The sequence below is a fragment of the Shouchella phoenicis genome, from assembly GCF_047238345.1.
Lineage (GTDB): Bacteria > Bacillota > Bacilli > Bacillales > Bacillaceae_D > Shouchella.
Map to the genome: position 1 here is coordinate 3,311,586 of NZ_JBDFMQ010000001.1, position 24,205 is coordinate 3,335,790.

At 42.0% G+C, this 24,205-nt stretch carries 27 protein-coding genes; 14 read left to right on the forward strand and 13 right to left on the reverse strand.

From position 1 onward, the window contains the following. Positions 1–144 precede the first annotated feature (144 nt). The 3 genes from galU to ABC361_RS17740 all read right to left on the reverse strand — a co-directional run bounded on the left by galU (position 145) and on the right by ABC361_RS17740 (position 2,948). Positions 145–1,038 carry a UTP--glucose-1-phosphate uridylyltransferase GalU gene (gene galU / locus ABC361_RS17730; protein WP_413075172.1) on the reverse strand — a complete coding sequence of 298 codons (894 nt, stop codon included), beginning with the start codon at positions 1,036–1,038 and terminating at the stop codon, positions 145–147. A gap of 390 nt (positions 1,039–1,428) precedes the next feature. After that, on the reverse strand, positions 1,429–2,541 hold the full coding sequence (locus ABC361_RS17735; RefSeq protein WP_413075173.1) for an NADH:flavin oxidoreductase: 1,113 nt from the start codon (positions 2,539–2,541) through the stop codon (positions 1,429–1,431). A 221-nt stretch (positions 2,542–2,762) separates the two neighbouring features. Further along, positions 2,763–2,948 (reverse strand): hypothetical protein, encoded by a 186-nt coding sequence (locus ABC361_RS17740; RefSeq protein ID WP_413075174.1) that lies wholly within the window; start codon positions 2,946–2,948, stop codon positions 2,763–2,765. 776 nt (positions 2,949–3,724) lie between these two features. Between ABC361_RS17740 and ABC361_RS17745 the strand changes: the two genes are divergently transcribed. From ABC361_RS17745 to ABC361_RS17760, 4 genes are all read left to right on the forward strand, one after another. Further along, positions 3,725–4,750: a YcjF family protein gene (locus ABC361_RS17745; RefSeq protein ID WP_413075175.1), complete on the forward strand. Its 1,026-nt coding sequence runs from the start codon at positions 3,725–3,727 to the stop codon at positions 4,748–4,750. 71 nt (positions 4,751–4,821) lie between these two features. Further along, on the forward strand, positions 4,822–5,136 hold the full coding sequence (locus tag ABC361_RS17750; RefSeq protein WP_413075176.1) for an ArsR/SmtB family transcription factor: 315 nt from the start codon (positions 4,822–4,824) through the stop codon (positions 5,134–5,136). Between the two features lie 97 nt (positions 5,137–5,233). Further along, the gene (locus tag ABC361_RS17755; protein ID WP_413075177.1) at positions 5,234–5,665 is read left to right on the forward strand and encodes a DMT family transporter; all 432 of its coding nucleotides are present in this window, start codon (positions 5,234–5,236) and stop codon (positions 5,663–5,665) included. 12 nt (positions 5,666–5,677) lie between these two features. Beyond that, positions 5,678–6,148 carry a DMT family transporter gene (locus ABC361_RS17760; RefSeq protein ID WP_413075178.1) on the forward strand — a complete coding sequence of 157 codons (471 nt, stop codon included), beginning with the start codon at positions 5,678–5,680 and terminating at the stop codon, positions 6,146–6,148. On the opposite strand, the gene ABC361_RS17765 is transcribed toward ABC361_RS17760, so the two are convergent. Beyond that, a complete protein-coding gene (locus tag ABC361_RS17765; protein ID WP_413075179.1) occupies positions 6,145–7,125 on the reverse strand; it encodes a tRNA dihydrouridine synthase in 981 nt (326 codons plus the stop codon). The two genes, ABC361_RS17760 and ABC361_RS17765, sit on opposite strands and share 4 nt — an antisense overlap. Positions 7,126–7,386: 261 nt before the next feature. Between ABC361_RS17765 and ABC361_RS17770 the strand changes: the two genes are divergently transcribed. After that, complete coding sequence (locus ABC361_RS17770) at positions 7,387–7,560, forward strand: hypothetical protein (protein ID WP_413075180.1); 174 nt, start codon at positions 7,387–7,389, stop codon at positions 7,558–7,560. Further along, complete coding sequence (locus tag ABC361_RS17775; protein WP_413075181.1) at positions 7,560–7,739, forward strand: hypothetical protein; 180 nt, start codon at positions 7,560–7,562, stop codon at positions 7,737–7,739. Before ABC361_RS17770 ends, ABC361_RS17775 begins: the two co-directional genes overlap by 1 nt. Before the next feature lie 38 nt (positions 7,740–7,777). On the opposite strand, the gene ABC361_RS17780 is transcribed toward ABC361_RS17775, so the two are convergent. Continuing rightward, positions 7,778–9,418, reverse strand: a complete 1,641-nt coding sequence (locus tag ABC361_RS17780) for a BCCT family transporter (protein WP_413075182.1) — start codon at positions 9,416–9,418, stop codon at positions 7,778–7,780. Positions 9,419–9,892: 474 nt separating this feature from the next. Then, positions 9,893–11,443 (reverse strand): BCCT family transporter, encoded by a 1,551-nt coding sequence (locus ABC361_RS17785; RefSeq protein WP_413075183.1) that lies wholly within the window; start codon positions 11,441–11,443, stop codon positions 9,893–9,895. Positions 11,444–11,894: 451 nt separating this feature from the next. Here ABC361_RS17785 and ABC361_RS17790 point away from each other — a divergent pair, with 451 nt between their 5' ends. Further along, the gene (locus ABC361_RS17790) at positions 11,895–12,041 is read left to right on the forward strand and encodes a lmo0937 family membrane protein (RefSeq protein WP_413075184.1); all 147 of its coding nucleotides are present in this window, start codon (positions 11,895–11,897) and stop codon (positions 12,039–12,041) included. Between the two features lie 238 nt (positions 12,042–12,279). Here ABC361_RS17790 and ABC361_RS17795 read toward each other — a convergent pair whose 3' ends face one another. Next, positions 12,280–12,414 carry a hypothetical protein gene (locus ABC361_RS17795; protein WP_413075185.1) on the reverse strand — a complete coding sequence of 45 codons (135 nt, stop codon included), beginning with the start codon at positions 12,412–12,414 and terminating at the stop codon, positions 12,280–12,282. A 172-nt stretch (positions 12,415–12,586) separates the two neighbouring features. Between ABC361_RS17795 and ABC361_RS17800 the strand changes: the two genes are divergently transcribed. The 3 genes from ABC361_RS17800 to ABC361_RS17810 all read left to right on the forward strand — a co-directional run bounded on the left by ABC361_RS17800 (position 12,587) and on the right by ABC361_RS17810 (position 15,126). Then, positions 12,587–12,961 (forward strand): hypothetical protein, encoded by a 375-nt coding sequence (locus ABC361_RS17800; RefSeq protein ID WP_413075186.1) that lies wholly within the window; start codon positions 12,587–12,589, stop codon positions 12,959–12,961. 63 nt (positions 12,962–13,024) lie between these two features. After that, complete coding sequence (locus tag ABC361_RS17805; protein ID WP_413075187.1) at positions 13,025–14,287, forward strand: hypothetical protein; 1,263 nt, start codon at positions 13,025–13,027, stop codon at positions 14,285–14,287. A 122-nt stretch (positions 14,288–14,409) separates the two neighbouring features. Continuing rightward, complete coding sequence (locus ABC361_RS17810) at positions 14,410–15,126, forward strand: dihydropteridine reductase (protein ID WP_413075188.1); 717 nt, start codon at positions 14,410–14,412, stop codon at positions 15,124–15,126. 44 nt (positions 15,127–15,170) lie between these two features. On the opposite strand, the gene ABC361_RS17815 is transcribed toward ABC361_RS17810, so the two are convergent. Both ABC361_RS17815 and ABC361_RS17820 read right to left on the reverse strand, forming a co-directional pair. Further along, positions 15,171–16,523 carry a GntP family permease gene (locus tag ABC361_RS17815; protein WP_413075189.1) on the reverse strand — a complete coding sequence of 451 codons (1,353 nt, stop codon included), beginning with the start codon at positions 16,521–16,523 and terminating at the stop codon, positions 15,171–15,173. A 45-nt stretch (positions 16,524–16,568) separates the two neighbouring features. After that, entirely contained in the window at positions 16,569–17,705 is a 1,137-nt protein-coding gene (locus tag ABC361_RS17820; protein ID WP_413075190.1) for a glycerate kinase family protein, read from the reverse strand. A 169-nt stretch (positions 17,706–17,874) separates the two neighbouring features. On the opposite strand from ABC361_RS17820, the gene ABC361_RS17825 reads away from it, so the two are divergent. The 4 genes from ABC361_RS17825 (at position 17,875) to ABC361_RS17840 (ending at position 21,385) form a co-directional block, all read left to right on the forward strand. Next, positions 17,875–18,972, forward strand: a complete 1,098-nt coding sequence (locus tag ABC361_RS17825) for a CdaR family transcriptional regulator (RefSeq protein WP_413075191.1) — start codon at positions 17,875–17,877, stop codon at positions 18,970–18,972. 222 nt (positions 18,973–19,194) lie between these two features. Beyond that, the gene (locus tag ABC361_RS17830; protein ID WP_413075192.1) at positions 19,195–19,911 is read left to right on the forward strand and encodes an SDR family NAD(P)-dependent oxidoreductase; all 717 of its coding nucleotides are present in this window, start codon (positions 19,195–19,197) and stop codon (positions 19,909–19,911) included. Continuing rightward, on the forward strand, positions 19,908–20,918 hold the full coding sequence (locus tag ABC361_RS17835; protein WP_413075193.1) for an S-adenosylmethionine:tRNA ribosyltransferase-isomerase: 1,011 nt from the start codon (positions 19,908–19,910) through the stop codon (positions 20,916–20,918). Before ABC361_RS17830 ends, ABC361_RS17835 begins: the two co-directional genes overlap by 4 nt. A gap of 14 nt (positions 20,919–20,932) precedes the next feature. Beyond that, positions 20,933–21,385 carry a VOC family protein gene (locus tag ABC361_RS17840; RefSeq protein WP_413075194.1) on the forward strand — a complete coding sequence of 151 codons (453 nt, stop codon included), beginning with the start codon at positions 20,933–20,935 and terminating at the stop codon, positions 21,383–21,385. Here ABC361_RS17840 and ABC361_RS17845 read toward each other — a convergent pair. The 4 genes from ABC361_RS17845 to rpsN form a co-directional block, all read right to left on the reverse strand. Beyond that, positions 21,294–21,926 carry a response regulator gene (locus tag ABC361_RS17845; protein WP_413075195.1) on the reverse strand — a complete coding sequence of 211 codons (633 nt, stop codon included), beginning with the start codon at positions 21,924–21,926 and terminating at the stop codon, positions 21,294–21,296. The two genes, ABC361_RS17840 and ABC361_RS17845, sit on opposite strands and share 92 nt — an antisense overlap. Beyond that, a complete protein-coding gene (locus ABC361_RS17850; protein WP_413075196.1) occupies positions 21,923–23,371 on the reverse strand; it encodes a GAF domain-containing sensor histidine kinase in 1,449 nt (482 codons plus the stop codon). The genes ABC361_RS17845 and ABC361_RS17850 overlap by 4 nt, the downstream gene beginning before the upstream one ends. Before the next feature lie 74 nt (positions 23,372–23,445). Continuing rightward, on the reverse strand, positions 23,446–23,706 hold the full coding sequence (locus tag ABC361_RS17855) for a hypothetical protein (RefSeq protein ID WP_413075197.1): 261 nt from the start codon (positions 23,704–23,706) through the stop codon (positions 23,446–23,448). A 151-nt stretch (positions 23,707–23,857) separates the two neighbouring features. Then, entirely contained in the window at positions 23,858–24,127 is a 270-nt protein-coding gene (gene rpsN / locus ABC361_RS17860; RefSeq protein WP_413075198.1) for a 30S ribosomal protein S14, read from the reverse strand. Positions 24,128–24,205 lie beyond the last annotated feature (78 nt).

Consider the following 24,205-nt stretch of genomic DNA (forward strand, 5'->3'; position numbering starts at 1 on the left):
ATGCCTACAGTAACCGACTTTTTTCGTCCCACACTCTTTTACAATTACTAAGTATTATTTTATCAAATTTAATAGATTTTCGCGACATAGGTGCTACAAAACAGAAAAAAATGCTACGCAAACGCAGCACTTTTCACATTTCTATTAATTTTTTGACCCTTGACTAACTTCAAGATCTTCAAGATAAACCTTCATTTTCTTAAGAAGATCATCGCGAATTTCGTTATTCTGCAAAGCAAATTCAATTTGCGTTAACACGAATCCTAATTTCTCACCCACATCATAACGTTTTCCTTCAAAGTCATACGCATAGACACTCTGGAATTCATTTAATGCTTGAATCGCATCCGTTAATTGAATTTCGCCACCTGCGCCAGTATCTTGTTTCTCTAGAAAATCAAAGATTTCTGGTGTAAGGATATAGCGTCCCATAATCGCTAAATTCGAAGGAGCCGTTCCTTGTTCTGGCTTCTCAACAAATTGGGACACGCGATACAATCGATCATTATTTGATTCTGGATCAATAATCCCATAGCGATGTGTCTGATCACTTGGAACCGTTTGAACACCGATAACAGAACGCTCTGTTTCATCATACTGATTCATCAACTGTTTCAAGCAAGGCGTTTCTGATTGTACGATGTCATCACCTAAGAGAACCGCAAATGGCTCATTACCAATGAATTTGCGTGCACAATGAACAGCATGTCCAAGACCTTTAGGTTCTTTTTGACGGATATAGTGAATTTCTACTTTCGCTGATGCTTGAACTTTTTCAAGCATTTCTAACTTCCCTTTGTTGAAAAGGTTTTGCTCTAGTTCAAACGAGTGGTCAAAATGATCTTCAATTGCGCGCTTCCCTTTTCCTGTAACAATAATAATATCTTCAATCCCTGCTTCAACCGCTTCTTCTACGATATATTGAATCGTAGGCTTGTCTACAATTGGCAACATTTCTTTTGGCATTGCTTTTGTAGCTGGTAAAAATCTTGTTCCCATACCAGCTGCTGGTATAATGGCTTTTTTTACTTTAGTCATATAAAAGCTCCTTATTTATTCGTTAGTTTGTTATGTGAATAGTACGGAATAATGCTGTTAATAGTACCCGGAACATCATAAATTAAAACCTCAAGCACATTTCTTTTTAAAAGGTGTTATTAGTATAGCTTACTATACGTTCATTTGCATTCTTTGTTTGAATTCCCTTGAAGTTTAATAAGTAAAAAGACACAGTATCATTTACTCCCCTTCCACACACTCCTGACATGCTATCCTCAATCATTTCATTATATCTATAGAAGCAAATTTGAGAATAACAATACATAACTTTACACGAAAATAGCATAATACCTTTAGAATTAAACAATTTGCCAAGACCTACTAATAACCCCTCCATCTACTAAAGATAGAGGGGTTTTATCACATTCATTAATAAAGCTTTTTCTCCGCTTCTTTCGTGTATAAAATGGCTTCGTCTTGCTTTCCTTCTCGAACTTTTTCTGCCCATTCAGGGTCAGCAAGCAATGCTCGGCCAACTGCTACATAATCAAACTCTTCAGCACGTAATTTTTCCTCAACAAGTCGTAAGTTCTCATCAATGGACTGTTCGTCGTTTCCTTTTTTGCTTAAAAACGCATAATCGACCCCAAGAGAACCAACAGAAATGACAGGCTTTCCAGTCAATTGTTTTGTCCAAGCCGCCAAGTTTAATGGTTCTTCTCCTTCAAATTCAGCTTCCCAAATTCGACGCGTGGAGCAATGAAAAACATCTACTCCAGCCTCAGCAAGCGGTAGCAGAAGTTGTCTTAATTCAGCTGGTGTGCGTGCAAGCTTGGCATCATATACGCCACCTTTCCATTGAGAAAACCGAAATACAATCGGGAAATCAGCGCTAACTTTTTCACGACACGCTTTCACTACCTCAACAGCAAAGCGGGTTCGACCTTCTAAATCACCGCCATATTCATCTTGACGCTGGTTCGTTCTCTCCCAAAGAAACTGATCAATTAAATAGCCATGGGCACCATGAATCTCGATCCCATCAAAGCCAAGATGTTCGGCATCCGCAGCAGCTTGTGCGAAAGCTTGAATCATTTCATGGATTTCTTCTTTCGATAAGGCAACACCGTTTTCACTTCCATCTACGGCTAAACCTGATGGACTGACTGGTGGCGCCTCTTCGTTTGGGCCATTTCCTTGCTTCCTTGCAGACCCAATATGCCAAAGTTGAGGAATAATTTTCCCACCAGCTTCATGTACTTCATCGACTACTTGCTTCCAACCAGCCAAAGCTGCTTCCCCATAAAAACGTGGAATATCCTTATGCATAACGGCTGAAGGATGATTAATTGCCGTTCCTTCTGTCACAATCAACCCTACACCATGCTCTGCTCTTCTTTTATAATAAGCCGCAACCTCTTTTGTTGGTACACCGTCAGGAGAAAAGACTCTCGTCATTGGTGCCATTACAATTTTGCTTTGGAGCTCACCTTTACCAAAAGGGCTGTTTTCAAACAATGTCGGTGCTAATGATTTTTCCATCTGTATCGTCTCTCCTTTTCCATTTTCAACCATTGATTTCATAAGCCATTTTAAATCTTTTGTGTCTCGAAGGAAAAAGATACGACTTGACTGCTAGTTGGGAAATAAACATTACGCTTTTAATTAAAAGCAAAAAAAGAGCGCCTGATAGGCAACTCCATCGGAAAAAGCGATTCTTATCGGCGCATTAGAAATATTTAGGATACATAAGTTCGCTCAGATCATTGTAAGCCATTACAATTGCGATCGTGCTTAATATCACCATTTTTCGCTCGTCTCACAAGGACTAACCGATGCCCCGTTCGTCGATACAGATTGTTTTCTTCATCATAATAATACTTTGCTCCAATAATAGATAAAGGACGAATTGTACGCTTCCAGCTTTTATCCATATGTGAATACCCCATGATATTTCCCCCATAAAATATAATAAGGACTTACATCCTAATTATTTACTAAATACGAGGGAACTTCAATAATTATTTCTGATATTACAAATATATTTATTTTTCAGCACGATAGAACTTTTTTCGATATTCACTTTAACAGAGGCATAAATGAACCAATCCAACTATATTATAAAGAATAATTTATACTTCATATAGTAATAAAGACTCACTCCTCTTTCAGGAAACAACTCACGCATTTTAGGTCAAAAAACCTATTAATAATCCCAGATTTAAATTATTCGCGACGAATCCCTTCTAAAACAAGAGTATTTCTATAAAAAAAGAAACGAAATTAAACTATTTTAAAATAACATTAACCCTATAAAAATTATCACTGCGCACGTTAAGATTGCCACTAAGGTCTACTTCCAACATAATAAAAGAATCCAACAGGAAAAGGAGTAGATTGTTCATGCTTCACTTCAACCCTATGAGCTATATCGCTTTTTCCATTGGCCTAGTTGCAACAGAATATAAACGTGTTTCTCTTTTTCCTGGCTCCTTTTTCAATTATCTCGTTCTGGCTATCTATGGTTACAGTCGCTGGAACATTCTTTTTTAATACTCGAAGCTGCTCGCACTATAGAGAGTTAAAATCTCCTCATATGTAATTCGATCTCCAGCCTCAATTGTCGACTCCTTATTTCATCTTGCGCTCCATCTTGTGACGAATGAAGCAACTCGTAGTATAATGAGAAGAGACACCTATTAGGATGAAAACGGAGGTTATGTAGATGGCTTCGGAATTCGATGCAGCATTTAGTCAGACGTTTGATGAACAAATGGAGAAAATGAATCAATCGTTAGAACAAGATGTGCTGTTTGCCTTAATTGGCGATATTAATACAGGGAAATCAACGACTATTAACGCTTTATTTGGCGCCGACGTTGCTCCTACATCTGGATTACCAGGAAAAACCGTTCAAATTAAAAAATATTCCTATAAAAAACATATTAAGTTTGTTGATACACCAGGCTTAAATGATATTGTTCAAGCGCATTCCAACGAAACGACGGATTTTTATAAAGAAGCCGATGTTGTGCTTTTCTTTTTAAATGCTGCCGGGACCGTTCTTTCTGATACAGAAGCAAAAGAGCTTGAGAAATTAGCGAAAATCAATAAAGATATTCTGATCGTGTTAAACAAAGTCGACATTGCCGACGATGTCCCAAGCTTACTTCACTACATTCAGGAAAAAACGAGCTTTCGCTTTAAAGTCATCCCGCTCTCATCAAAAACGGGGTTTAATATTGAGGAATTAGAAGACAACATAGCAGACATTCTTCAAAAAAAAAATAAAGAATTACAGTTTGCGAAAGCCTTAAACGATAAATCTAGAATTGCGAACAAATGGATTAATCGCTCATCTCTTGCGGCCGCGTCTGCTGGTGCAATCCCCGTTCCAGGATCAGATATTGTGCCAATTACTGCGGTGCAAGTTGGATTAATGATCAAGTTAGCTAAACTGTACGAGAAGACGATTACAAAAGATCGAGCAAAAGAACTTATTGTCACAAATCTCGTGAGCAACATTGGTCGAACGGCTTTCCGCCAACTGTCAAAATTTGTTCCAGGCTGGGGCTCAGCCATTAGCGCTGGAGTTGCCGGATCACTGACGTGGTCACTTGGAAAAGCCATTAAAAAGATTTATGAAAAAGGCATGGACTTAAACGTCGAAACCCTAGTGCACTACACCAAAAAATATAAAGCAGAGCGTGATGCTGCTAAAAAAGAATCAAACCAAACACCATCCTCATGATGGTGTTTTCTTCTTTATACACAAGCCCCAAAACCTTGACTTATCGCGATAATCCAATATACGATAGCATTATGGAACCTATTACCGTTTTTAAAGCACTCTCAAATGAAACAAGACTAAATATATTAAAATGGTTGAAAGAACCTGAGAAGAATTTCCCTGTACAACAAGCGCACTTGCCGAAGGAGGTCAATATCAAAGGAGGCGTTTGTGTCGGTGATATACAAGCAAAGGTGAATCTTTCTCAGTCTACTGTCTCTCAATATTTAGCGACGTTGCAAAAAGCTGGTTTATTGGAGTCTGAGCGTTATGAACAATGGACGTACTATAGAAGAAACGAGCAAGCGATTGACGCTTTAGCCAAGTACATTAAAGCCGACATATAAGAAACGTGGTTCAATCTTTTCTATTGACCACGTTTTTTATATGCTGTATATTGTATATCGGTAATTCTAAATATACAAATATACAGGAGTGAACATCATGCGTGTCTTATCGCTTTATTTACTTGGTCTTATCGCTGGCATTTCCTTAAGCATTGAAGCTGCACTTGGCGGCGCCTTAGGACAAAACATCGGCAAGCTTGAAAGCACCTATTACATCTTTATCGTCGGTGCGCTGAGTTTATTTATTGGGGTTTTATTCTTCGGCAAAGGAAATCTTGGTGCGATGTTCGACGTCCCTAAATGGAATTTAACAGGCGGCATACTTGGCGCCACGTACCTATCACTCCTCATCATAAGCGTCTCTCTTGTGGGAGTAGGGCTTTCGATAACGGTCGTTATTATCGGCCAGCTTGTTGCAAGTGTCATCATTGACCACTTTGGTTGGCTTGGATCAAAACAGATTAAAATCGATAAAAATAGATTATTCGCAGTCGGGCTACTCGTACTCGCTCTGTTTTTTATTTTTTAGGAGGGCACAACAATGGATCTCATTTACTTACTCTTGCCACTTATAGCCGGAATGGGGCTAAGTATTCAATCAGCCATAAATGGTACCCTTGGCGGGAAAATCGGCTCACTGGAAAGTGCATTTCTTACCTTTTTTACTGGAGCCATTCTCTTAACGATCGTGGTTATTTTCTTCGGACAAGGAAATATTCTTGATGTCGTTCATGCTCCATTTTCTGAACTTCTCGCTGCTGTATTTGGCGTACTATTTCTATCAATCATGCCCTTTGTTGCACCACGAATTGGTGTAACCAACGCGATGATTATGGTCATTATCGGTCAACTTCTTGCTAGTGTAACGATTGATCACTTCGGTCTATTCGGCACCGTACAAATTCCATTTGATCTGCAACGAATGATCGGTGTCGCATTACTCATCACCGCGGTGTATTTTATCTTCAAAGGACCAAGAAAAACACCTGCAAAAAACAGCTCCCCTACTTAATGGGAAGCTGTTTCTTCTTGTTCTGCTTGAAATGCATCAAGGAGCGCACGCACCTCATCTGTTGATTTCGAATTCATTAGTTGATTTCGAAGCTCACTAGCACCACGGAAATCACGCACATAAATTTTAAAGAAACGATGAAGCGGTTTAAATGCTCGAGATTCCATTTCATGATACTTATCGTGAAGATCAAGCTGCAAACGCAATAGACCAAGCAATTCTTCACTCGTATGTTCACGTGGCTCTTCTTCAAACGCAAATGGATTGGTAAAGATTCCGCGACCAATCATCACACCGTCTACCCCATATTTCTCAACAAGTTCTAAGCCAACTTGTCGATTTGGAATATCACCGTTAATCGTCAAAAGCGTATCAGGCGCAATCTCATCACGAAGTTTTTTAATCTCAGGGATCAGCTCCCAATGGGCATCCACTTTACTCATTTCTTTCTTCGTGCGTAAATGAATGGACAAGTTCGCAATATCTTGTTGCAACACGTGCTTCAACCACTCAAACCACTCTTCTACATACGTATAGCCAAGACGGGTTTTGACACTTACTGGCAAGCCACCTGCTTTGGCAGCTTGAATCAGTTCCGCTGCAACCTCCGGACGGCGGATCAGTCCACTGCCCTTTCCGTTCCCGGCAACATTTTGCACGGGACAGCCCATATTCAAGTCAATCCCTTTAAACCCTTCTTCCGCCATCCCGATACTCATTTGCCTAAACAGCTCAGGCTTGTCTCCCCAAATATGAGCAACCATCGGCTGTTCGTCTTCTGTAAACGTCAAGCGACCACGCACACTCTGCTTTCCGTCTGGATGACAATAGCTCTCTGAATTCGTAAACTCCGTAAAAAAGACATCCGGTCGCGCCGCATGGCTAACCACATGGCGGAATACCACATCCGTCACGTCTTCCATTGGTGCAAGTATAAAAAATGGCCGTGGCAAGTCACGCCAAAAATTAGCTGTCATAATGATGTTTCGTTCCTTTCTTCCATTGCTTCCTCTATTTATGCGTTCATTAGTCGTTTTCAGATGGTCTTATAATAAAAAAGACCCTGCATTCGATTTTACCGAAAGTTAGGTCACAGTAGCAAGTATATTTTCATTGGAAATATGGCGACAGCTATAAAATCAATATCATAATTGTTAAGCCCATATGATTAAAAATGACTTTCTCTCCCTCTAATAAATCGCTATACTAATTGAAATGATATAGAAAGGTGAAGTGACATGATGAAAACAAAAACAGCTTATGCTGGCGTGCTCAGCTTTTTAATCCTTGGCGTCCTTCAATTGCTAAATGGTCCGCTCACATTCGTTTACATCTCTTTCGGCATTGCTTCACTGTTTTTAATAACAGCTCTTATTCTCACCGTTCGACATCGTTCAAAAGAGAACGTATAATGCTTCAAAAACCTATTCCTTTCCTTCTTTTCTCAGGCGTGATGATGGTCGTCGCCTATACGCTGCTTGTTTATGTATTTGATTACCACGATACATTTTCAATCGCTTGGGCGATTTTGTTCTTTGTGTTAGGACTGATGATGGGTGGCATCACACGTTTCATGGACGCTCGCAAATAAACAAACAGCCGCCCTTTTATATGGACGGCTGTTGTCTATTAATCCTGTTTATTTCCTTCTTCGAGCTCTTCATCGTACACTTCATCTGGCATACTTTGCTCAAATTCTTCTTTCATTTCTTTTAGCTCTTCTTTGGATTCCTCTTGATACGATTTTTTCCATTCTTTTTGCTTATGTTCAAGTCGCAGAATGTCATATTCGCTGCTTAAAGCTTTCAAGAGTGAAACCATCATCAGAATGACGACAATTGTGAATGGAAATGCGGCGATTAGCATGGCCATCTCAAGTGCTTGTAGTCCACCTGAAATAAGTAGGACTGAAGCTGTACCAGATAGGATTAAGCCCCAGATAACTTTTACATTAGTAGATGGATTTAATCGTCCCCCTGTTGATAACATCCCTAACACGACAGTAGCCGCATCGGCAGACGTAATAAAGAACGACGAAATTAAGATAATGGCAATTCCAAGAATCACTGGTGCAAACGGGAATTGTTCTAGGAAGGCAAACAATGCCACTTCATTTCCTTGTTCAGAAATTAGCTCCCAAAGCGCACCCATTGATGCTTGGTCCAGTTCAATCCCGGCAATACCGAACACTGAGAACCATAGTGCACTGAACACAACCGGAACAGCCATAACACCGAGTACAAATTCACGAATCGTACGCCCTCTAGACACACGTGCAATAAACGTACCAACGAATGTTGACCAACCGATCCACCAAGACCAGTAGAACAACGTCCAGTCATTTAAGAACTCTCTCTCACCTGTGAAAGCATTCATTCCAAGCGTCATGCTTGGTAAGTTTTGAATATAGTTCCCGAGCGTTGTCGTGAAACTTTCAAAAATACGCACCGGTGAACTTAATACGAAGATAAAGAGCATAAGCACAACAGCAATAATAATATTGGACCAGCTTAAGTAACGAATTCCTTTATCAATTCCACTAACCGCTGATGCTAAGAAAATTACGGTAAACACAGCAATGACGATTAATGTTGTCACAATTCCGTCCGAAATGCCTAGCGTATAGTTTAAACCAGCTGTAACCTGAGATGCACCTAGTCCAAGGGAAGTAGCGATCCCGAAGATCGTTACAAAGACAGCAAGAACATCGATACTATTCCCTAATACACCATTTGTGTGCTTGTTACCAAAGATCGGTGTCAACGCCGAACTAAGTAAAGCTGGCGCTTGGTGTCTAAATTTAAAATAGGCCAACGTTAAAGCGACAATGGCATAAGTCGCCCACGGGTGAAAACCCCAGTGGAATAATGTATATAGTGCTGACTCTTCAGCAGCTGCGGTCGTTAGCGGTTCAGCAGAAGGAGGATTGTAATAATGGGTTAATGGTTCGGCAACACCGAAGAACACAAGCCCTACACCCATACCAGCTGTAAATAAAAACGCAAACCATGTAAAATAACTATATTCCGGTCTTTCGTCAGGCTTTCCTAAACGAATGCGACCAAATGGACCAAAGATCAAAAATATGGCTAATACGACAAACAATGTGGTTGCAATAATATAAACCCAACCAAAATAATTGGCTAAGAAGCTATCGATCGTCCCTAAAACTGACTCTACATTCGCTGGGAAAAATACACCCCAAAGAATAAATAAACTTGCGATGGCTAACGAAGCCCAAAATACGATTGATAAATTACTTTTTTTCATAATGTCTCCTCAGTTACACGTAACTTAAGAGCTCACACCCCTCATTTTTATAAATTTCGTGCTGTCGACTCTTATTCACATTAGTATCCCTAGGAATTTATGTAGACATGCATCGTTTTGAATAAGAATCCGTTCTCTTTCAACACACATCCATCTAAAACAATTGTTGATTCTAAATTGAAATGTGAATCTTGTCAAACAATGTAGTAATTTGTGGAACCCCTTTCACATTCTTTCTCTCAAAACCTTTATCATTACCCTTTCTTTATCCGTTTAAATCATTGAAGAAAATGGAAAACGGAAAAATTTCTCCCAAACTACTTCTTTATAGAGCGCATATCCCCCGTCCCATACCGTTTTTCACTTGTTACAGATTCAGATAGAAGCCATAAAAAAGAATCTTCATGAAAGATGTTTTTACTCATAAAGATTCTTTTTTTAACTGTCAATGAAAGCAACATCGACATGATTTATTTATTTTTCGTTTTGCTTGTTCGGTAAAATTCCTTGCTCTCTCGCTAACGTCATCGCTATTTTTGGCGCGCCCCATAATAATGGGAACAGCACGAGTGAAACAGGCACCGCCGCGATCACAACGAAGGATTGAAGGGCATTTACGCCTCCATTTCCAAAATTAATGAGGATCACCGCAATAAGCGCCATGATGATCGCCCAGAAAAACCGTACCGCTTTCGGTGGATTCCCTTTTCCAGTCACGCTCATTGCAAGCGAATAAGACATCGTATCCACCGTTGTCACCACAAATAAAACAGTGAGTAATAAGAAAACAAACGGCATAATGGAACCAAGCGGCATTTGACTTGCAATCGCAATAATTGCAGCAGGTAGTCCATTTTCCGTCAGCGGTTCGCTCACGGACCCTGGCGTATTAATTTCATAAAATATACCGGATCCACCTAAGATCGTGAACCAAAGATTGGTAATGAGTGGGGTAATAATCGCCACAACGAGAAACAGTTCTCGGATTGTACGCCCTCGGGAAATCCGCGCGACTAATAACGCCACCATTGGTCCAAAACCAATAAACCATCCAAAGAAGAACAGCATCCATGCTCCAGACCAGTCGTTATCCCCTCGAAATGTACTCATTTCAATGAAGTTTGATACGTACGTTCCAGTTGATGCAATATGGGCATCAATTAAAAAGATCCCAGGACCAAATAATACGAGGAACGCCCCAATAAATAAAGCTGTATTCACATTTAATTTACTTAACCATTGAATCCCTTTTTCAAGTCCTGTCAGCGTGGAAATAATGACAATGGATGTGAGAAAAAGAATGATTAGAACTTGCGTCACATACGTATCTGGCCAACCAAACAGCGCATTTACGCCATAGCTTACTTGTAAACCAAGAAAGCCAATTGGACCGATTGTACCTGCAGCTGCTCCAATAATACAAAACACATCAACCGCTACGCCCCATTTACTATCTTTGATTCGATCTCCTAAGATCGGATAGAGAATCGTCCGAGGTTTCAGCGGCATTCCTTTATGGTTGTGTGCATAAATCATCACAATAGAACAGATAGCACCGTAAACCGCCCATGCACCAAATCCCCATGATACGAAACTTTGGGCTAATGCAACTCGCACAGTGTCGCTTGTTGTTTCCACTAGTCCACTATAGGTAGGTGGAACATCCATAAAATAATACAACGGTTCAGCAGCCGCCCAAAAGACGCCTCCAGCACCAAGGCCAGTCGTCACAACAATCGCTACATACTTAAAAAATCCCATTTCTGGCTTCTCTAATTTCCCTAAACGAACAGCGCCTAATTTTGATACAGCTAGAACAGCTCCCACCAAAAAAGTCGCAAGTAAGAGCACTTGCCAGTACCCACCGAAGTACGTAATCGCAAATGAAAATCCTTTATCAACAAGAGATGACGTCATCTCCATATTTGTAAAAGCCATCACAACAAACAGCAGCAAAAACCCTCCGCTGATTAAAAATACTGGCCAATTTACGGTCTTTAACGCATGATGCGGACCTTTATCCATTTTTTTCCCCTCTCGTGTTGCCAAAACAATAAGACCTTACTTTAGCAAAAAACAGAGGCGGTTTGGGCAAAGGCTAAAATCAATTTTGCCTAAAGTAAATAAAAATCCTTATCTAGACGCTGAAAAACAAGGATTATTACATTTACGTTACAAGTTTGAAAGCGACAGACAAAACAGCCCCCATTGTAGACTGTTATCTCATTCATTCATCAGCTGCTTTATTAATCATAACGTTGCCTTCTTCATCCAATAGTGGCGTTAAGCTGACAGATCCCTTGTTCTAATCTTCGTCCAGAAGAATACCTATATAACAATGCAGCTAACCGCTGCACAAGCTACGCTGACTAGATCTTTTACATTTTAAAGGGATTAAATGAGGAGGTTCTTCTCAGTTTCACCTTTTCCACAAAGGGAAAAGATACGTAACTCTTTAAGAAGGGAGGAACGCAACATGCTTTGGACAGTATTAGTCGTTTTATTAGTCTTGTGGTTGCTTGGTTTCATTGGCGAAATCGGCGGAAACCTTGTACATATTTTATTAGTTATCGCACTCGTTGTTCTTATATTCCAACTTATTTCAGGTCGCCGGAGACTATAGCTGTAGAAGCGAGGCGTAAAGCCTTGCTTTTTCTTGTTTAACAGACGTCAGACGCAACTCTCGTTTGTTAGAAAACACCGATTGTTCCCCATAATTAATGGGAAAGAACCTCATTTCCCTTATTTAAAAATATAATTCTATATTTAATAAATAGATAATCCAATTGTCACCGTTTAGGTGATCGACTCTTTTCTAATGAAAAACTCTGCAGACATATCGTTGTCTGCAGAGTCATTTATTAATTCACGCGCTTTAGTTTGTTTCCTACTTTTCGATAAAGATTACCGTCTTCATCATGAAAGTATTTAAAGCCGATTATGGAAAGCGGTCTCCACGTTTTTGTCCACTTTTTTTCAGAGTGTATGTACCCCACACGTCTTCCTCCTCTAGTGATCGTCGAACTATCAATATCATTATCTTTATAAAACGTTCAAATTACCAGTGAACATTTACAGAAAATAATGGTAAGAATGTCGCGTTCAACCACATGTCTTTCATCTTTTTTGATACGATATGGCTAACACCTTTTCATTGGAGGGGAGATCATGAAAAAGTATGGGCAATCGTTGGTTTTAACGCTTTTTAGTTTGCTTGTATTAAGTGCGTGCACCATAAACGAGTCGACTCATTTCACTGATCTAGAAGGATTCCCTTCTCAAGACGACATTCGTTCCATAACCGTCATTTCGTTTACTGAAGAAGAGGGCTTGGAACTTGGTATAACCCGACTGGACTCTGAAGTAGCAGCTACATTTTATGCCTTGCTCACTGATGTGGACATACGTAAGGGTACCTACGAGGGCGGAGAGGAATATTCCGTGCGAATACAAACAAATGAAGAAACATTCCGCTTCTTACTCAATGAACATGGCAACATCTTGATTAACGGGGAAGCCCTTCATGGTACGAATACGGAATAGCTTGTATCTTTTATCCAGCATGTAGACGACTGGGATTACCTTGAGTAAAAACACGGAGGTTTCATGAAAACACAATTTATTCCTATAGGCTTAGCCGTTGCGCTCTTATCTGCTTGTTCGTCCCAAGACCAAAACGAAGAACTGGTAACGTACAGCTATGACTACCATGTCTATAACCGTACGCCAGACTTAAATGTGGATGATCAGATGCGCCAATACATCATCCCCTCTGCCTATGAAATGACGATGGACGAGTCATTCGAACGGGTGACCCGCTATAACTCTGGGCTCCCTCCATCCAGTATGTTGTTTTGGCATGAACAGACGTTCAACGAAATGAAAGCAAACATCGAAACGACAACTTCCCTCGATGACCTTAAAACGGAGTTGCCGACATTAGAAATACTGACTGAAAACAAGTACCAGCAATTCATCTTAACGAATGTGGATGACGTCCTTGATCAGCCAAACGATGATGAGATCGAACAAATTTTAAATGAGTTTTTAGAAACAGTAGAAAATCCACCAGATGAGCACTTGGAGCAGTATATCGATGAAATGCTGTCATTCAGTTTAAAAGACGCTACATTCACGGAAATGGACGAGCCAATTGGCTTGTTTTCACATCAAATCGATTACGATGAAGATTCATATGAACATGTTGCCTTTGTTGGGGAAACAGACACCACGTATGTCACAGCTACCGTAACGATTCCGAACAATGAAATCGAAGAATATCAGCCAATCATTGATGATGCTCTCCATCATCTTACATTCGATCCAACTGAGTTTAGAGACAATCCGAACTACGACTTCGTTAACCCGATTACGTATGATCCAGAAGAATTTGGAGACAGTTTCCCTGACGCAAAATTCTCCTTTCGGGCACCGTCTATGGCACAGTTTAGCCATTCATCACCCAGTGTGAACCCGTACAGCTTCAATTTCTCTCATTATTATTCAGACGCTGAAACGTTGGATCAACAAAACAATGTGTCGAGCTTGTCAGTAAGCGTAGACGAACGTGGCGCACAAAGCCGAGAAACAGAAGCTAGAGCTCAACGCCCCCGGGACTTTGTTGTCCATGAGGAAGATGAAGTCGTTAAAATTGACGCTATGCACGAAGATGAAACAATCGATAGTGGTCTCTTCACGACCGCTATGCGAATCGAGTATAACAGTGGCTTCGAAGAGTATCAGTTTCTTTATGAAACGAATGACTATGTGTTTGAAATTGAATTTACTCTCTCCCCTGATTCCAACGAGGCTGATGACCTTTTACATGAATACATGCATGTTGTACAATCTTTCGAGCTAGATAGATAGCCGGCCTCTTTTTTCGAGGTCGGTTTTTCATGTTAAAAAATACGCCAAACTTAATTGATAATGATTATCATTTTTAGTATACTTAGAACTAGCAGATAGCTCATTTAAAAGGAGACGATCACATGCAGATTTATTGGACGAAAATTAATCAGATTATTGACGAAACACCGGAAGTAAAAACATATATGCTTGATACCCCTGAGGGATTTACGTGGGAAGAAGGCTCTCACACCCACTTTGCTTTTGAAGGCTTTAATGCTGGCGAAAAACCGAACCGCAGCTTAATACGCCACATGTCGATCTCCACATTGCCGCATGAACAATCGATTGGGATTACGACACGTATTAAAGAACAATGCTCAGAATTCAAGTCGATCTTACGAAATCTTGGCATCGGCGATGAAGTCGCGATTTTTAAAACCCATTCTAATGTGCCGTTAAAGCGGGAAAACAAAAATGTTTACTTATTATCAGCAGGCGTGGGCCTTGCGACATTCCGCCCGCTTGTGCTCGATTATTTTGACCGTGTCGATCACGTCAATCAGATTCATTCCCTTAATGTTGATTCATCGAAAGACTACTTATTCCCAAGCATCTTCAAAACAACAGCAGACAAGAACTTCACCGCACAATTCGTTGACAATCGCAAAACGTATTATGAAGAAGTGGAAAAACTCACGTCTGACGAAAATGGCCTTTTCTACATTGTCGGTAGCGATGAATTTCTACAAGAGACGATTAAACTGCTCCGGGCAAACGGCGTTCAACCAGAACAAATCATGCTTGATAAGCACGAACAGCAACTGGCCACTTTTTTATCAGAAGAAGTGACGAATTAAATCATGAAAAAACCAGCAGAATTTAGCATCTGCTGGTTTCTTTTTTATACGAGAAGCACCCATAAGATCATTGTAATGACAATGGTGACAATTCCTTGCAAAAGCGTCGCCATTGTTTGTGCTTTATACGCATCGTTTACCTTCATGCCGGTAAATTGCGTCACGACCCAGAAGTAACTGTCATTAACGTGCGATACCGTCATCGCACCGGCGCCGACAGCCATCACGACCAGGGCTAATGGAACCGCTCCTTCAATTCCCATTACAGGCAACATCGGTGCAACCAGGGATGACGTGATGACGAGTGCGGTTGTGGAGGAACCTTGCGCTGTTTTTAACGCTGCGGCAATGAAGAATGGCACCAGCAAAAACATCGCGCCAGTAAACATTCCGCCGATCTCCCAGTTTTGAATAATTTCTTCCACACCTGAGTTTCGAATGACCGTTCCAAATGACCCGCCGACTCCTGTAATTAACAACACAGGCGCGACATCTTTTAAGGCTTGCCCGACCCAGCCATTTAGGGTCTCCTCATTAAAAGCTGGAAGTAAAGGCAGGGCTGCAATAACCCCTACTAACAGCGCAATGACTGGTTTTCCTAAGAAAACAAAAAACGCGGCTACAGCGTTATCAACTTCGGCGACGGTTAAAATCGAGCCTGCTGCAATTAACAGGATCGGCAAGAGAATGGGTAAAAATGCTGAGAAGGTTGATGGCATTTTTCCAAATGAAGCAACGACCTTATCGTAATCGAATTCTTCATCGGTTGCCGACACATCTTCTGGTACCTCAATCTTCGTTGCCACTTTAATCGCCCAGAGATAACCAACTAACGTTGCAGGGACGGCAACGATGAATCCAATAAAGATCACCGTGCCTAAGTAAGCATCAGCGCCAATATTCCCTGCCGCCGCGATTGGTCCTGGCGTAGGTGGAACAAGGGTATGAGTTGCATAAAGCCCTGTTGCTAGTGCAACAGACATGGAAGCCATTGAAACCTTCGCTCGTTTTGATAGCGCTTTCCTTAAACTGTTTAAAATAATAAATCCAGAATCACAAAATACAGGAATCGATACAATAAATCCAATAATGCTCATCGCAAGCTGAGGATGCTTTGGACCCACAATTCGAAGGACGACCTCTGCCATTCGATACGCCGCACCTGCTTTTTCTAAAATGACCCCAATGATTGTACCGAACACAATAACAAGGCCGATACTCATTAACAGATTTCCAAAACCGGAATTAATGCTTTCAACGATTAAATCAAATGACATTCCAGATGCAAATCCAACAAATAAGGTCCCCATTAATAAGGATAAGAACGGATGAACTTTAAATTTAGACGTTGCGACGATAATGAGTAGAACCCCTAAGGCAATAATCAAAAATAACATCAACCTAACCCCCTTTTAGAGCAGGCATGTTAACCTGCTCCTTATTTAGTTTCGAGATGCAAAAAACGTTCGAACGACTTGCTCTGTTGTAAACGCGACATATTCCTCGCAATGCTCAATCGCTTGCTGCAATTCCATTGGTCCTTTTACAATGCTGAAGACACTTGTCATCCCATATTGATAGAGTTCTTCAATCCCTTGACCAACGGAACCTGCTATCGCAATAACCGGAATTCCCTGCTTGTTCGCCGCTTCCGCTACGCCCATCGGTGTTTTTCCAGAGGCGGTCTGGTAATCAATCTGCCCTTCTCCTGTTAACACAAGATCAGCGCCTTCAAGTTTTTGCTCCAAACCTGTATACTCAATGACAAGATCAATGCCTCGCTTCATAGATGATGGGAAGAACGCTTGAAAAGCTCCACCAATCCCGCCAGCAGCACCTGCCCCTGCACGATCATGAAGACGAATCGTCGTCTTTTCTTCAATTAAATCAGCCCATTTTGTTAAGTGGCGATCCAGCGTCGCAACCATTTCTGGCGTCGCGCCTTTTTGCGGGCCAAACACTGCTGATGCCCCTGTTGGACCAACAAAAGGATTCTGCACATCTGATGCAATCATAAAAGTCGATTGGGCAATTCGTTTATCAAAAAGAGAATCGTCAATAGAAGCGATGCGCCCGAGCTCTTCCCCGCCAAATCCAACAGCTTCTCCATCTCGATCTAACAGCTTCATCCCAAGCGCCTCAAGCATGCCCGCTCCTCCATCATTGGTCGCGCTACCGCCAACCGCTAAAATAAACGATTGATAGCCAGCATCTAAAGCCGCCTTGATAAGCTCACCTGTTCCGTATGTCGTTGTCACCATCGGGTTGCGCTCATCGGCCGGAATTAATACAAGTCCTGACGCACTCGCCATTTCAATCACACACGTCTCGTTATCGCCTAATACCCCATACTCGGCTTTTACCGGCTGACAAGTAGGCCCTTGCACCGTAACGGCGGTTTTCTTACCACCTGTTGCGGCAACAAGGCTATCCATCGTGCCTTCTCCTCCATCAGCAGCAGGAACTAAAACCGCCTCAGCTTGCGGAAGCGCTTTCGAGATGGCGCGTTTCATGACTTCTGCCACCTCTACAGCGGACAAGCTTCCTTTAAAAGAGTCTGGTGCAATCACTAGTTTCATTTTGTAACCACCTTACCTATTTCGTATATGTTCCATTATATGTTGCATAGAAGGATTAATCATCGTGTATGATAGACAAAAAAGATGTATTTTTTGTATCATTATTTGTGTATGAATGAATTTCTTTCTTAAAAACAGACTACACACCCTATGTGAAGGAGGCATGCACATGTTAACAAATGACATTGCGATTGAAGTAGTGGAACAGACAACAAAACGTTTAAAACGACACATTAACATTATGAATCATACAGGGATGATCCTTGCCTCATCGGATTCGACGCGCGTCAATCAAATCCATGACGGTGCCGTTCAAGTGTTAAAAACCGGCAAGAGCTTAACGATCCACAAAAAAGATTTGGCGAAATGGATGACCGCCAAGCCTGGAATAAACCTGCCGATTGAATTCCAAGGAAAGATCATTGGTGTGATTGGGATTACAGGTAATCCAGATGAGATATGGGAGTTTGGCGAACTTGTCAAAATGAATACCGAGATGATGATCACCCAAGCCCATGTTTTTGAACAGTCCGAATGGAAGCAGCGCGTACGTGATCAACTCTTTCATGAACTGATTCAAGAAAACGTGTCGCCACAAGTAATTGAAGATCAGGTGAAACAAGCACCGTTTCAGCTTGTTCCACCTTTTCAAGTAAGCCTGATTCGTGCAAATGCCATAAACATGAAGCGGAGCGCGTTGCTGAACTACATTTCAACGTTTTTTAACGAACACACCACATTAATTGGCTATGTAACAGTAGATCAAGTTTATCTGTTAACGACGGCACAGGCTTCTGACACCCTATCAAAAAAGATGCAAAAGCTTCACGGTCTGCTCCAGCAAAAGAACGTCTCGTTTCACATCGCTACAGGTACTGCGCGAAATGACCTTTTTTCAATTGCATCCTCTTATCATGAAGCGAAAGCTGGGCTTGAGTTAGGAACAGGTCCTATCACTTCCTTTCAAGATGTTCAAACTCGAGCGTTGTTGCGTGAAACCCCTTCGCACTCGCAAAGGCACTACTATGAGTCGATTTTAGCTGATCTTGCAGAAAAATACATCGACACCCTTGAACACTTCTTTACCCACAACGGCAATATTGGCGAGTGCGCCAAATCAATGTTTATTCACCGCAATTCACTCGTGTATCGTTTAAAGAAGATTCAAGACAGCACAGGCTATGACCCACAACTTTTTGACGACAGTGTTCCCTTGCAGATCGCAATCTGGCTGAAACGATTGGATGAAGACGAGATACGCCTTTAAAAAACCTCTAACGACAGACGAAACACCACCGTTCAGACTGCTGCTCTAAGGGAGTCGCCGTCTAAGGCCTTCATCAACACAAGAGTTTAATCGCCCCCTTCTACGACTTTTGTCTGAGTTGTCCTCATGCAAATTTCTTACTTCCCCCTCCCTCTTTTCAACGATTCAAAACATTCTCCTCTTTCGTACAATGAAAGGAACAAAACGAAGGAGTTGGATAAAATGAAAGAAGTGATCGTCATTACAGGTGCATCCAGAGGACTGGGGCGTACGTTAGCGCTCCATTTTGCAAAGAAAGGCTACCGCTTAGCCCTTTGCGCAAGGAATGAAGAAGCGTTAGCACACGTAACAGAAGAAGCACGACAACTTGGCGCTGAAGTCATTGCTGTTCAAGCAGACGTTGTACATGCACAAGACGTGGATCGGTTTGTCTCCGTCGTGGAAGCCACCTTTGGAACCATCGATGTATTAATCAACAATGCGTCCATCTTCGGCTCTGGCCCGCGCCAATTAGCTGATTATGAGGAGCAGACGTTTCAAGAGGTGCTTACCACCAATGTGCTGAACCCTTTTCTCATGACAAAACGCGCTCTTGCAACAATGCTCGCAAATAATCAAGGACTGATCATCAATATCACGTCCGCCGCCGGTAAGACTGGTTTTGCAGAATGGGGAGCATACGGCGTATCCAAATTTGCGCTAGAAGGGTTAACCGAAACGTGGGCAGATGAACTGTCCGACACCAAAACGGAAATTTGTTTACTCGATCCAGGTGAAATGAATACAGCTATGCATGACCTTGCTGTTCCTGATTGCGATTACCCACTATTAGAAACAGAGGAACTGATGCCGCTGTTTGACCAAATTTTACAAAACCGAGGAACGGTTAATGGAAAACGGTTTGACATCTACCGTTACCTAGAGGAGGTTGGATCATGACCAATCTCATCTCGCTACACGACGCTTTCACATTACCTAAACATCTTCATGCTCATACGCCTGCTGAGCATATCAACGTTAATCGTGAAAATGTGAAACTCCTCCATACAGAGAGAGGGATGGACGGTATTCACCATCGCCAGTTAAACGACCTGCCACAACTGTTACAACCAAATGACTTGCTGATTTTTAACCGAAGCCGAACGATTCCAGCTCAGCTTTTTAGCGAATCTCAACAAGTGACGATTCGTTTAGCCAGACAGCTTAGTGAATGGGAGTGGGAAGCATTAATTCTTAACAACGACGCCAATGCTTCAGAGATCAACCTACAGGAAGGAGTGATGGTTGAACTTCTTGGCACTGGAAGCGAGGCACCGTTAACACAAATCATGTTTCATCACGTAAACGAACCGATGTTGTCTTACCTCCATAAATACGGGGAACCGATTCGGTATGAATACATCAACACGCCATGGCCACTTGAAGCGTATCAAACCGTCTTCGCTTCGGCACCTGGCTCCATTGAAATGCCTTCCGCTGGCCGGGCATTTTCCTGGACACTCATTCAAGCACTTCAAAAACACCAGATTCAAGTCGGCTTTCTGACCTTACACGCTGGCATTAGCTATTACGAAAACAACCAATGGCCAAACCCTACCCATCATCCAGAATCCTATGAAATTCCAGATGATACAGTGACCGCCATTCAACAGGCAAAAGCGAAAGGGGGCCGCATCATTGCAGTTGGCACAACGGTTGTTCGTGCCCTCGAAACCTATGCGCAAGCGCCACATGTTTGCAAAGGCGAAACCAATCTATACATTAAGAAAGAGACACCGTTACAGCTTGTGGATGGCTTACTGTCTGGCCTTCATGAACCGCACTCCAGTCATCTTGATTTATTACGAGCGTTTTTATCCGATGACACCCTGCTCGTAAGCTACCAACAAGCGTTGCAACACGAATACCTTTGGCATGAGTTTGGCGATCTTCATTTAATGCTGTAGAGGAGGCATCGATCATGTTCGTCCATCATATCGGAATCGATGTACACGACATCGACCGCTCGATTGCGTTTTATCGCAATTTATTTGACGCAACACTCGTCGATCGAATGATGCTAAATGGAGAAGAACTCGTTTTCTTACAAATCGACGCCATGCGAATCGAACTCGTTTCTTCACAAACAAAAAAAGAGGAAGAACCGTGTTCTTCCTCCATTCACCTTGCGTTTCGTACCGAGACATTTGAATTAGATCTGGCGCGCTTTTCCCGCCACCACGTCCCAGTTGAAGAAGGGCCGTACACCCTCGAAAACGGCTGGAACGTTGTCTATTTCCGCGGCATCAACAACGAACTCATTGAATTACTAGAAATCCCATCTACATCAAGCCATGCTTCACCGCAAACAACGCCGCTTGCGTCCGATCGTTCACATGAAGTTTCGAGAACACATTCGATAAATGCGTTTTAACCGTTTTTTCCGTAATCCCTAACCGATCTGCAATCTCTTTATTGCTGAACCCTGACGCCACTTCAACGAGAACATCTTTTTCACGTTTCGTTAAGTGGCCAATTGCTTGCTCTTCTTCGGACATCGGCGTCGCAATTCGATTTAACACAAATTTCGTTACTTTATCGTGAAGTTTGTTTTCCCCTTCCATAACGGCGCGCATCGTCTCAACAAGTTGTTCCGGATCAATATCCTTTAATTGATAGCCATCTGCCCCAGCTTGTAACGCTGGGATAACATGGTCTTTATCGGAAAACGAGCTAAGGACGAGGATTTTGATAGCTGGAAAATTCGCTTTAATTCGCTTCGTCGCCTCCATACCGTTTAAAACAGGCATAAACAAATCCATTAAAATTAAATCTGGCTCTACGGTCGAAAGCAGTTGGAGCGCCTCTTCCCCGTTGCTCGCCTCTCCAACAATCTCCAAATCTTCTATCGTTTCAAGATAAAAGATTAACCCCTTTCGCACGACAGTATGGTCGTCAACAATCATAATCTTCATCGCTGTTCTCCTCCCATACGCCCTAACGGCAAACGGATTTCTACCGTAGTTCCTTTATGTAATGCAGATCGAATGTCGAGCGCTCCGTTCATTTCTTGCACCCGTTCCTTCATATTTAATAGACCCATTCCTTTTTGTACTTTATCCATTTCAAACCCGACACCCTGATCGGAAATTTGGACAATCACACTTTCGCTCGCAAAACGAATTCGCACCAGCACATCATTCGTTCCAGCATGTTTCTGGCAATTATTTAAGGCTTCTTGGATCAATCTCCACAAACAAACTTCCAACGGTTCCCCAAGATGCTTTAATCCATCAATTTCAACCTCAACATCCAAGCCAATGAGCCGTGCATAAGCTTCGACTTTTGCCGCAATGCCCGACTCTAACCCCTCGGGGCGCAACTGTCGTGTTAAATCTTTTAGCTCTGCCAGCGCTTGACTCCCTAGCTGATGCACATGACCAATCGACGCTTTTAATTCCAAATCCTCAACTTTCCGCTCAACACCCTTGGCATGCATGATGAGCGAAAACAACAACTGATTGACGCTATCGTGCAAATCCCGGGCAAGCCGATTCCGCTCTTCTCGACGCAATAACTGCTGTTGCTGTCGCTTCAGCTCAAACTGCTTTAACTGTAAGGAAATATGGGTCAACACTTCATACAATACAGGGTCCACACTCGTAAGATGCTGGTCACTAAAAACGCTCAATTTAAAAACATCATCCTCCAATTGAAGCTTAACCGTTTTCATGTAGAACCCACGCTCACCTGTGAACGTCGACCAACCATTGAACGTTAACCAAACGCCCTTCCATTGAAAAAAGGTCTGAAGCGTATCGCCAATCGTTACTAAATACTCGTCTTCATGTTCCGAATTCTGCTGATGGGCTAGATATTTCCCTAATTGACCAAGTAAAAACGATTGCTTCTGCTCTTCCGTATACGCATTGAACCGCTTAATCGTCGCCCCAATTTGATACGCAACCGTTTCAAACAATTCCAATTCTTTCAGCGAAAATTCATCAATCTCTGGCGAAGCCACGTTAATTACCCCTAAAGACTCGACGCCTGCCTTAATCGGAATGGTCGCATGTCGCGCTAATCCATTCGTCTCGCCCCAGTCATTCTCTTTAGCTAGCTTTAACCGCTTACAATTCATAATATTAATCGGTTCGTGGAGCTCACCGTTTTTATACTTGTTTACACAATAGCACGTGCCCTCTTTAAGCGGCGCACATTGGCGATGACTCAAGCCCTCTGGCAATCCCGCTTGCGCCACGAGTTTCTGCGTTCCCTCAGCTGACACAATGAATATCCAACCTGTTTCAAGCCCAGTCGTCTCAAGAAGCGATTCGAGCACAGCTTGAAGAATCTCTTCTAACCGCTCTCCTTCATTTAACGTTTTGGCAATTTGTTTTAACGTCTCTACACTATCCATCCCCTGCTCCTACATCGATGTGTCTTTCTACTAGTTTACCATGAGCGGAGAACAAATAATGGCTAGTTGTATGATCAAAACAATTTGTTAGACAGGATCGACTGAATACCGAAGTAGAATCCCGGTACAACCAACAGGATTAGCGTCAGAACAGCGTACACCTTCTCATTCCTTGTCGGTTTATCCTTTACCATGATTATTGTCACAGTCAAAAATAAACTTCCAACAAAGAGAAATAAGACAGGTTCGCTCCAACCTAAATTAGACAGAATAAAGCGCTCCACGATATACCAACTCACAATAAAAATAGCGACTAACCTTACATATGTATACATTTTCCACTCACCTTTTATGGCGTGTGTTACCTTCCCTCACATCAAACCAACTTTACCATTCTAGTAGACGTTAACACGCAAAAATACCTGTTAAAATCCCTTTTCAGAAATTTTAACAAGTATCGTGATTGTGTCTGGCAAAAGCAAACTCTTACCAACTTGCTTTTTTCACACCAGGAATTTGCCCCTTATGCGCAAGCTCCCGAAACGCGATTCTCGATAATTCGAAATCTCTTAATACCCCTCTCGGTCGACCAGTCACACGACATCTTCTCGTTAAACGAGAAGGAGAAGAATCTCTTGGCAACTTCGCAAGTGCTGCGTAATCGCCCTTTTCTTTTAATTCTTTACGTCGTTCTGCATAACGTTGAACCAGTTCCTGACGCTTTTGTTCCTTTACAACTTTCGACTTTTTCGCCATGTTATTCCCACCTTTTCTTTTTCTAAATCGTAATGATTACGAATTATAGCATGGTCGTTTTTCTTTGACAATAGAATG

Excerpts from the sequence above, each read along its gene's own strand:
- galU (WP_413075172.1), bottom strand. The coding sequence starts at position 1,038 with ATGACTAAAGTAAAAAAAGCCATTATACCAGCAGCTGGTATGGGAACA.
- ABC361_RS17735 (WP_413075173.1), bottom strand. The coding sequence starts at position 2,541 with ATGGAAAAATCATTAGCACCGACATTGTTTGAAAACAGCCCTTTTGGT.
- ABC361_RS17740 (WP_413075174.1), bottom strand. The coding sequence starts at position 2,948 with ATGGGGTATTCACATATGGATAAAAGCTGGAAGCGTACAATTCGTCCT.
- ABC361_RS17745 (WP_413075175.1), top strand. The coding sequence starts at position 3,725 with ATGGCTTCGGAATTCGATGCAGCATTTAGTCAGACGTTTGATGAACAA.
- ABC361_RS17750 (WP_413075176.1), top strand. The coding sequence starts at position 4,822 with ATGGAACCTATTACCGTTTTTAAAGCACTCTCAAATGAAACAAGACTA.
- ABC361_RS17755 (WP_413075177.1), top strand. The coding sequence starts at position 5,234 with ATGCGTGTCTTATCGCTTTATTTACTTGGTCTTATCGCTGGCATTTCC.
- ABC361_RS17760 (WP_413075178.1), top strand. The coding sequence starts at position 5,678 with ATGGATCTCATTTACTTACTCTTGCCACTTATAGCCGGAATGGGGCTA.
- ABC361_RS17765 (WP_413075179.1), bottom strand. The coding sequence starts at position 7,125 with ATGACAGCTAATTTTTGGCGTGACTTGCCACGGCCATTTTTTATACTT.
- ABC361_RS17770 (WP_413075180.1), top strand. The coding sequence starts at position 7,387 with ATGATGAAAACAAAAACAGCTTATGCTGGCGTGCTCAGCTTTTTAATC.
- ABC361_RS17775 (WP_413075181.1), top strand. The coding sequence starts at position 7,560 with ATGCTTCAAAAACCTATTCCTTTCCTTCTTTTCTCAGGCGTGATGATG.
- ABC361_RS17780 (WP_413075182.1), bottom strand. The coding sequence starts at position 9,418 with ATGAAAAAAAGTAATTTATCAATCGTATTTTGGGCTTCGTTAGCCATC.
- ABC361_RS17785 (WP_413075183.1), bottom strand. The coding sequence starts at position 11,443 with ATGGATAAAGGTCCGCATCATGCGTTAAAGACCGTAAATTGGCCAGTA.
- ABC361_RS17790 (WP_413075184.1), top strand. The coding sequence starts at position 11,895 with ATGCTTTGGACAGTATTAGTCGTTTTATTAGTCTTGTGGTTGCTTGGT.
- ABC361_RS17800 (WP_413075186.1), top strand. The coding sequence starts at position 12,587 with ATGAAAAAGTATGGGCAATCGTTGGTTTTAACGCTTTTTAGTTTGCTT.
- ABC361_RS17805 (WP_413075187.1), top strand. The coding sequence starts at position 13,025 with ATGAAAACACAATTTATTCCTATAGGCTTAGCCGTTGCGCTCTTATCT.
- ABC361_RS17810 (WP_413075188.1), top strand. The coding sequence starts at position 14,410 with ATGCAGATTTATTGGACGAAAATTAATCAGATTATTGACGAAACACCG.
- ABC361_RS17815 (WP_413075189.1), bottom strand. The coding sequence starts at position 16,523 with ATGTTATTTTTGATTATTGCCTTAGGGGTTCTACTCATTATCGTCGCA.
- ABC361_RS17820 (WP_413075190.1), bottom strand. The coding sequence starts at position 17,705 with ATGAAACTAGTGATTGCACCAGACTCTTTTAAAGGAAGCTTGTCCGCT.
- ABC361_RS17825 (WP_413075191.1), top strand. The coding sequence starts at position 17,875 with ATGTTAACAAATGACATTGCGATTGAAGTAGTGGAACAGACAACAAAA.
- ABC361_RS17830 (WP_413075192.1), top strand. The coding sequence starts at position 19,195 with ATGAAAGAAGTGATCGTCATTACAGGTGCATCCAGAGGACTGGGGCGT.
- ABC361_RS17835 (WP_413075193.1), top strand. The coding sequence starts at position 19,908 with ATGACCAATCTCATCTCGCTACACGACGCTTTCACATTACCTAAACAT.
- ABC361_RS17840 (WP_413075194.1), top strand. The coding sequence starts at position 20,933 with ATGTTCGTCCATCATATCGGAATCGATGTACACGACATCGACCGCTCG.
- ABC361_RS17845 (WP_413075195.1), bottom strand. The coding sequence starts at position 21,926 with ATGAAGATTATGATTGTTGACGACCATACTGTCGTGCGAAAGGGGTTA.
- ABC361_RS17850 (WP_413075196.1), bottom strand. The coding sequence starts at position 23,371 with ATGGATAGTGTAGAGACGTTAAAACAAATTGCCAAAACGTTAAATGAA.
- ABC361_RS17855 (WP_413075197.1), bottom strand. The coding sequence starts at position 23,706 with ATGTATACATATGTAAGGTTAGTCGCTATTTTTATTGTGAGTTGGTAT.
- rpsN (WP_413075198.1), bottom strand. The coding sequence starts at position 24,127 with ATGGCGAAAAAGTCGAAAGTTGTAAAGGAACAAAAGCGTCAGGAACTG.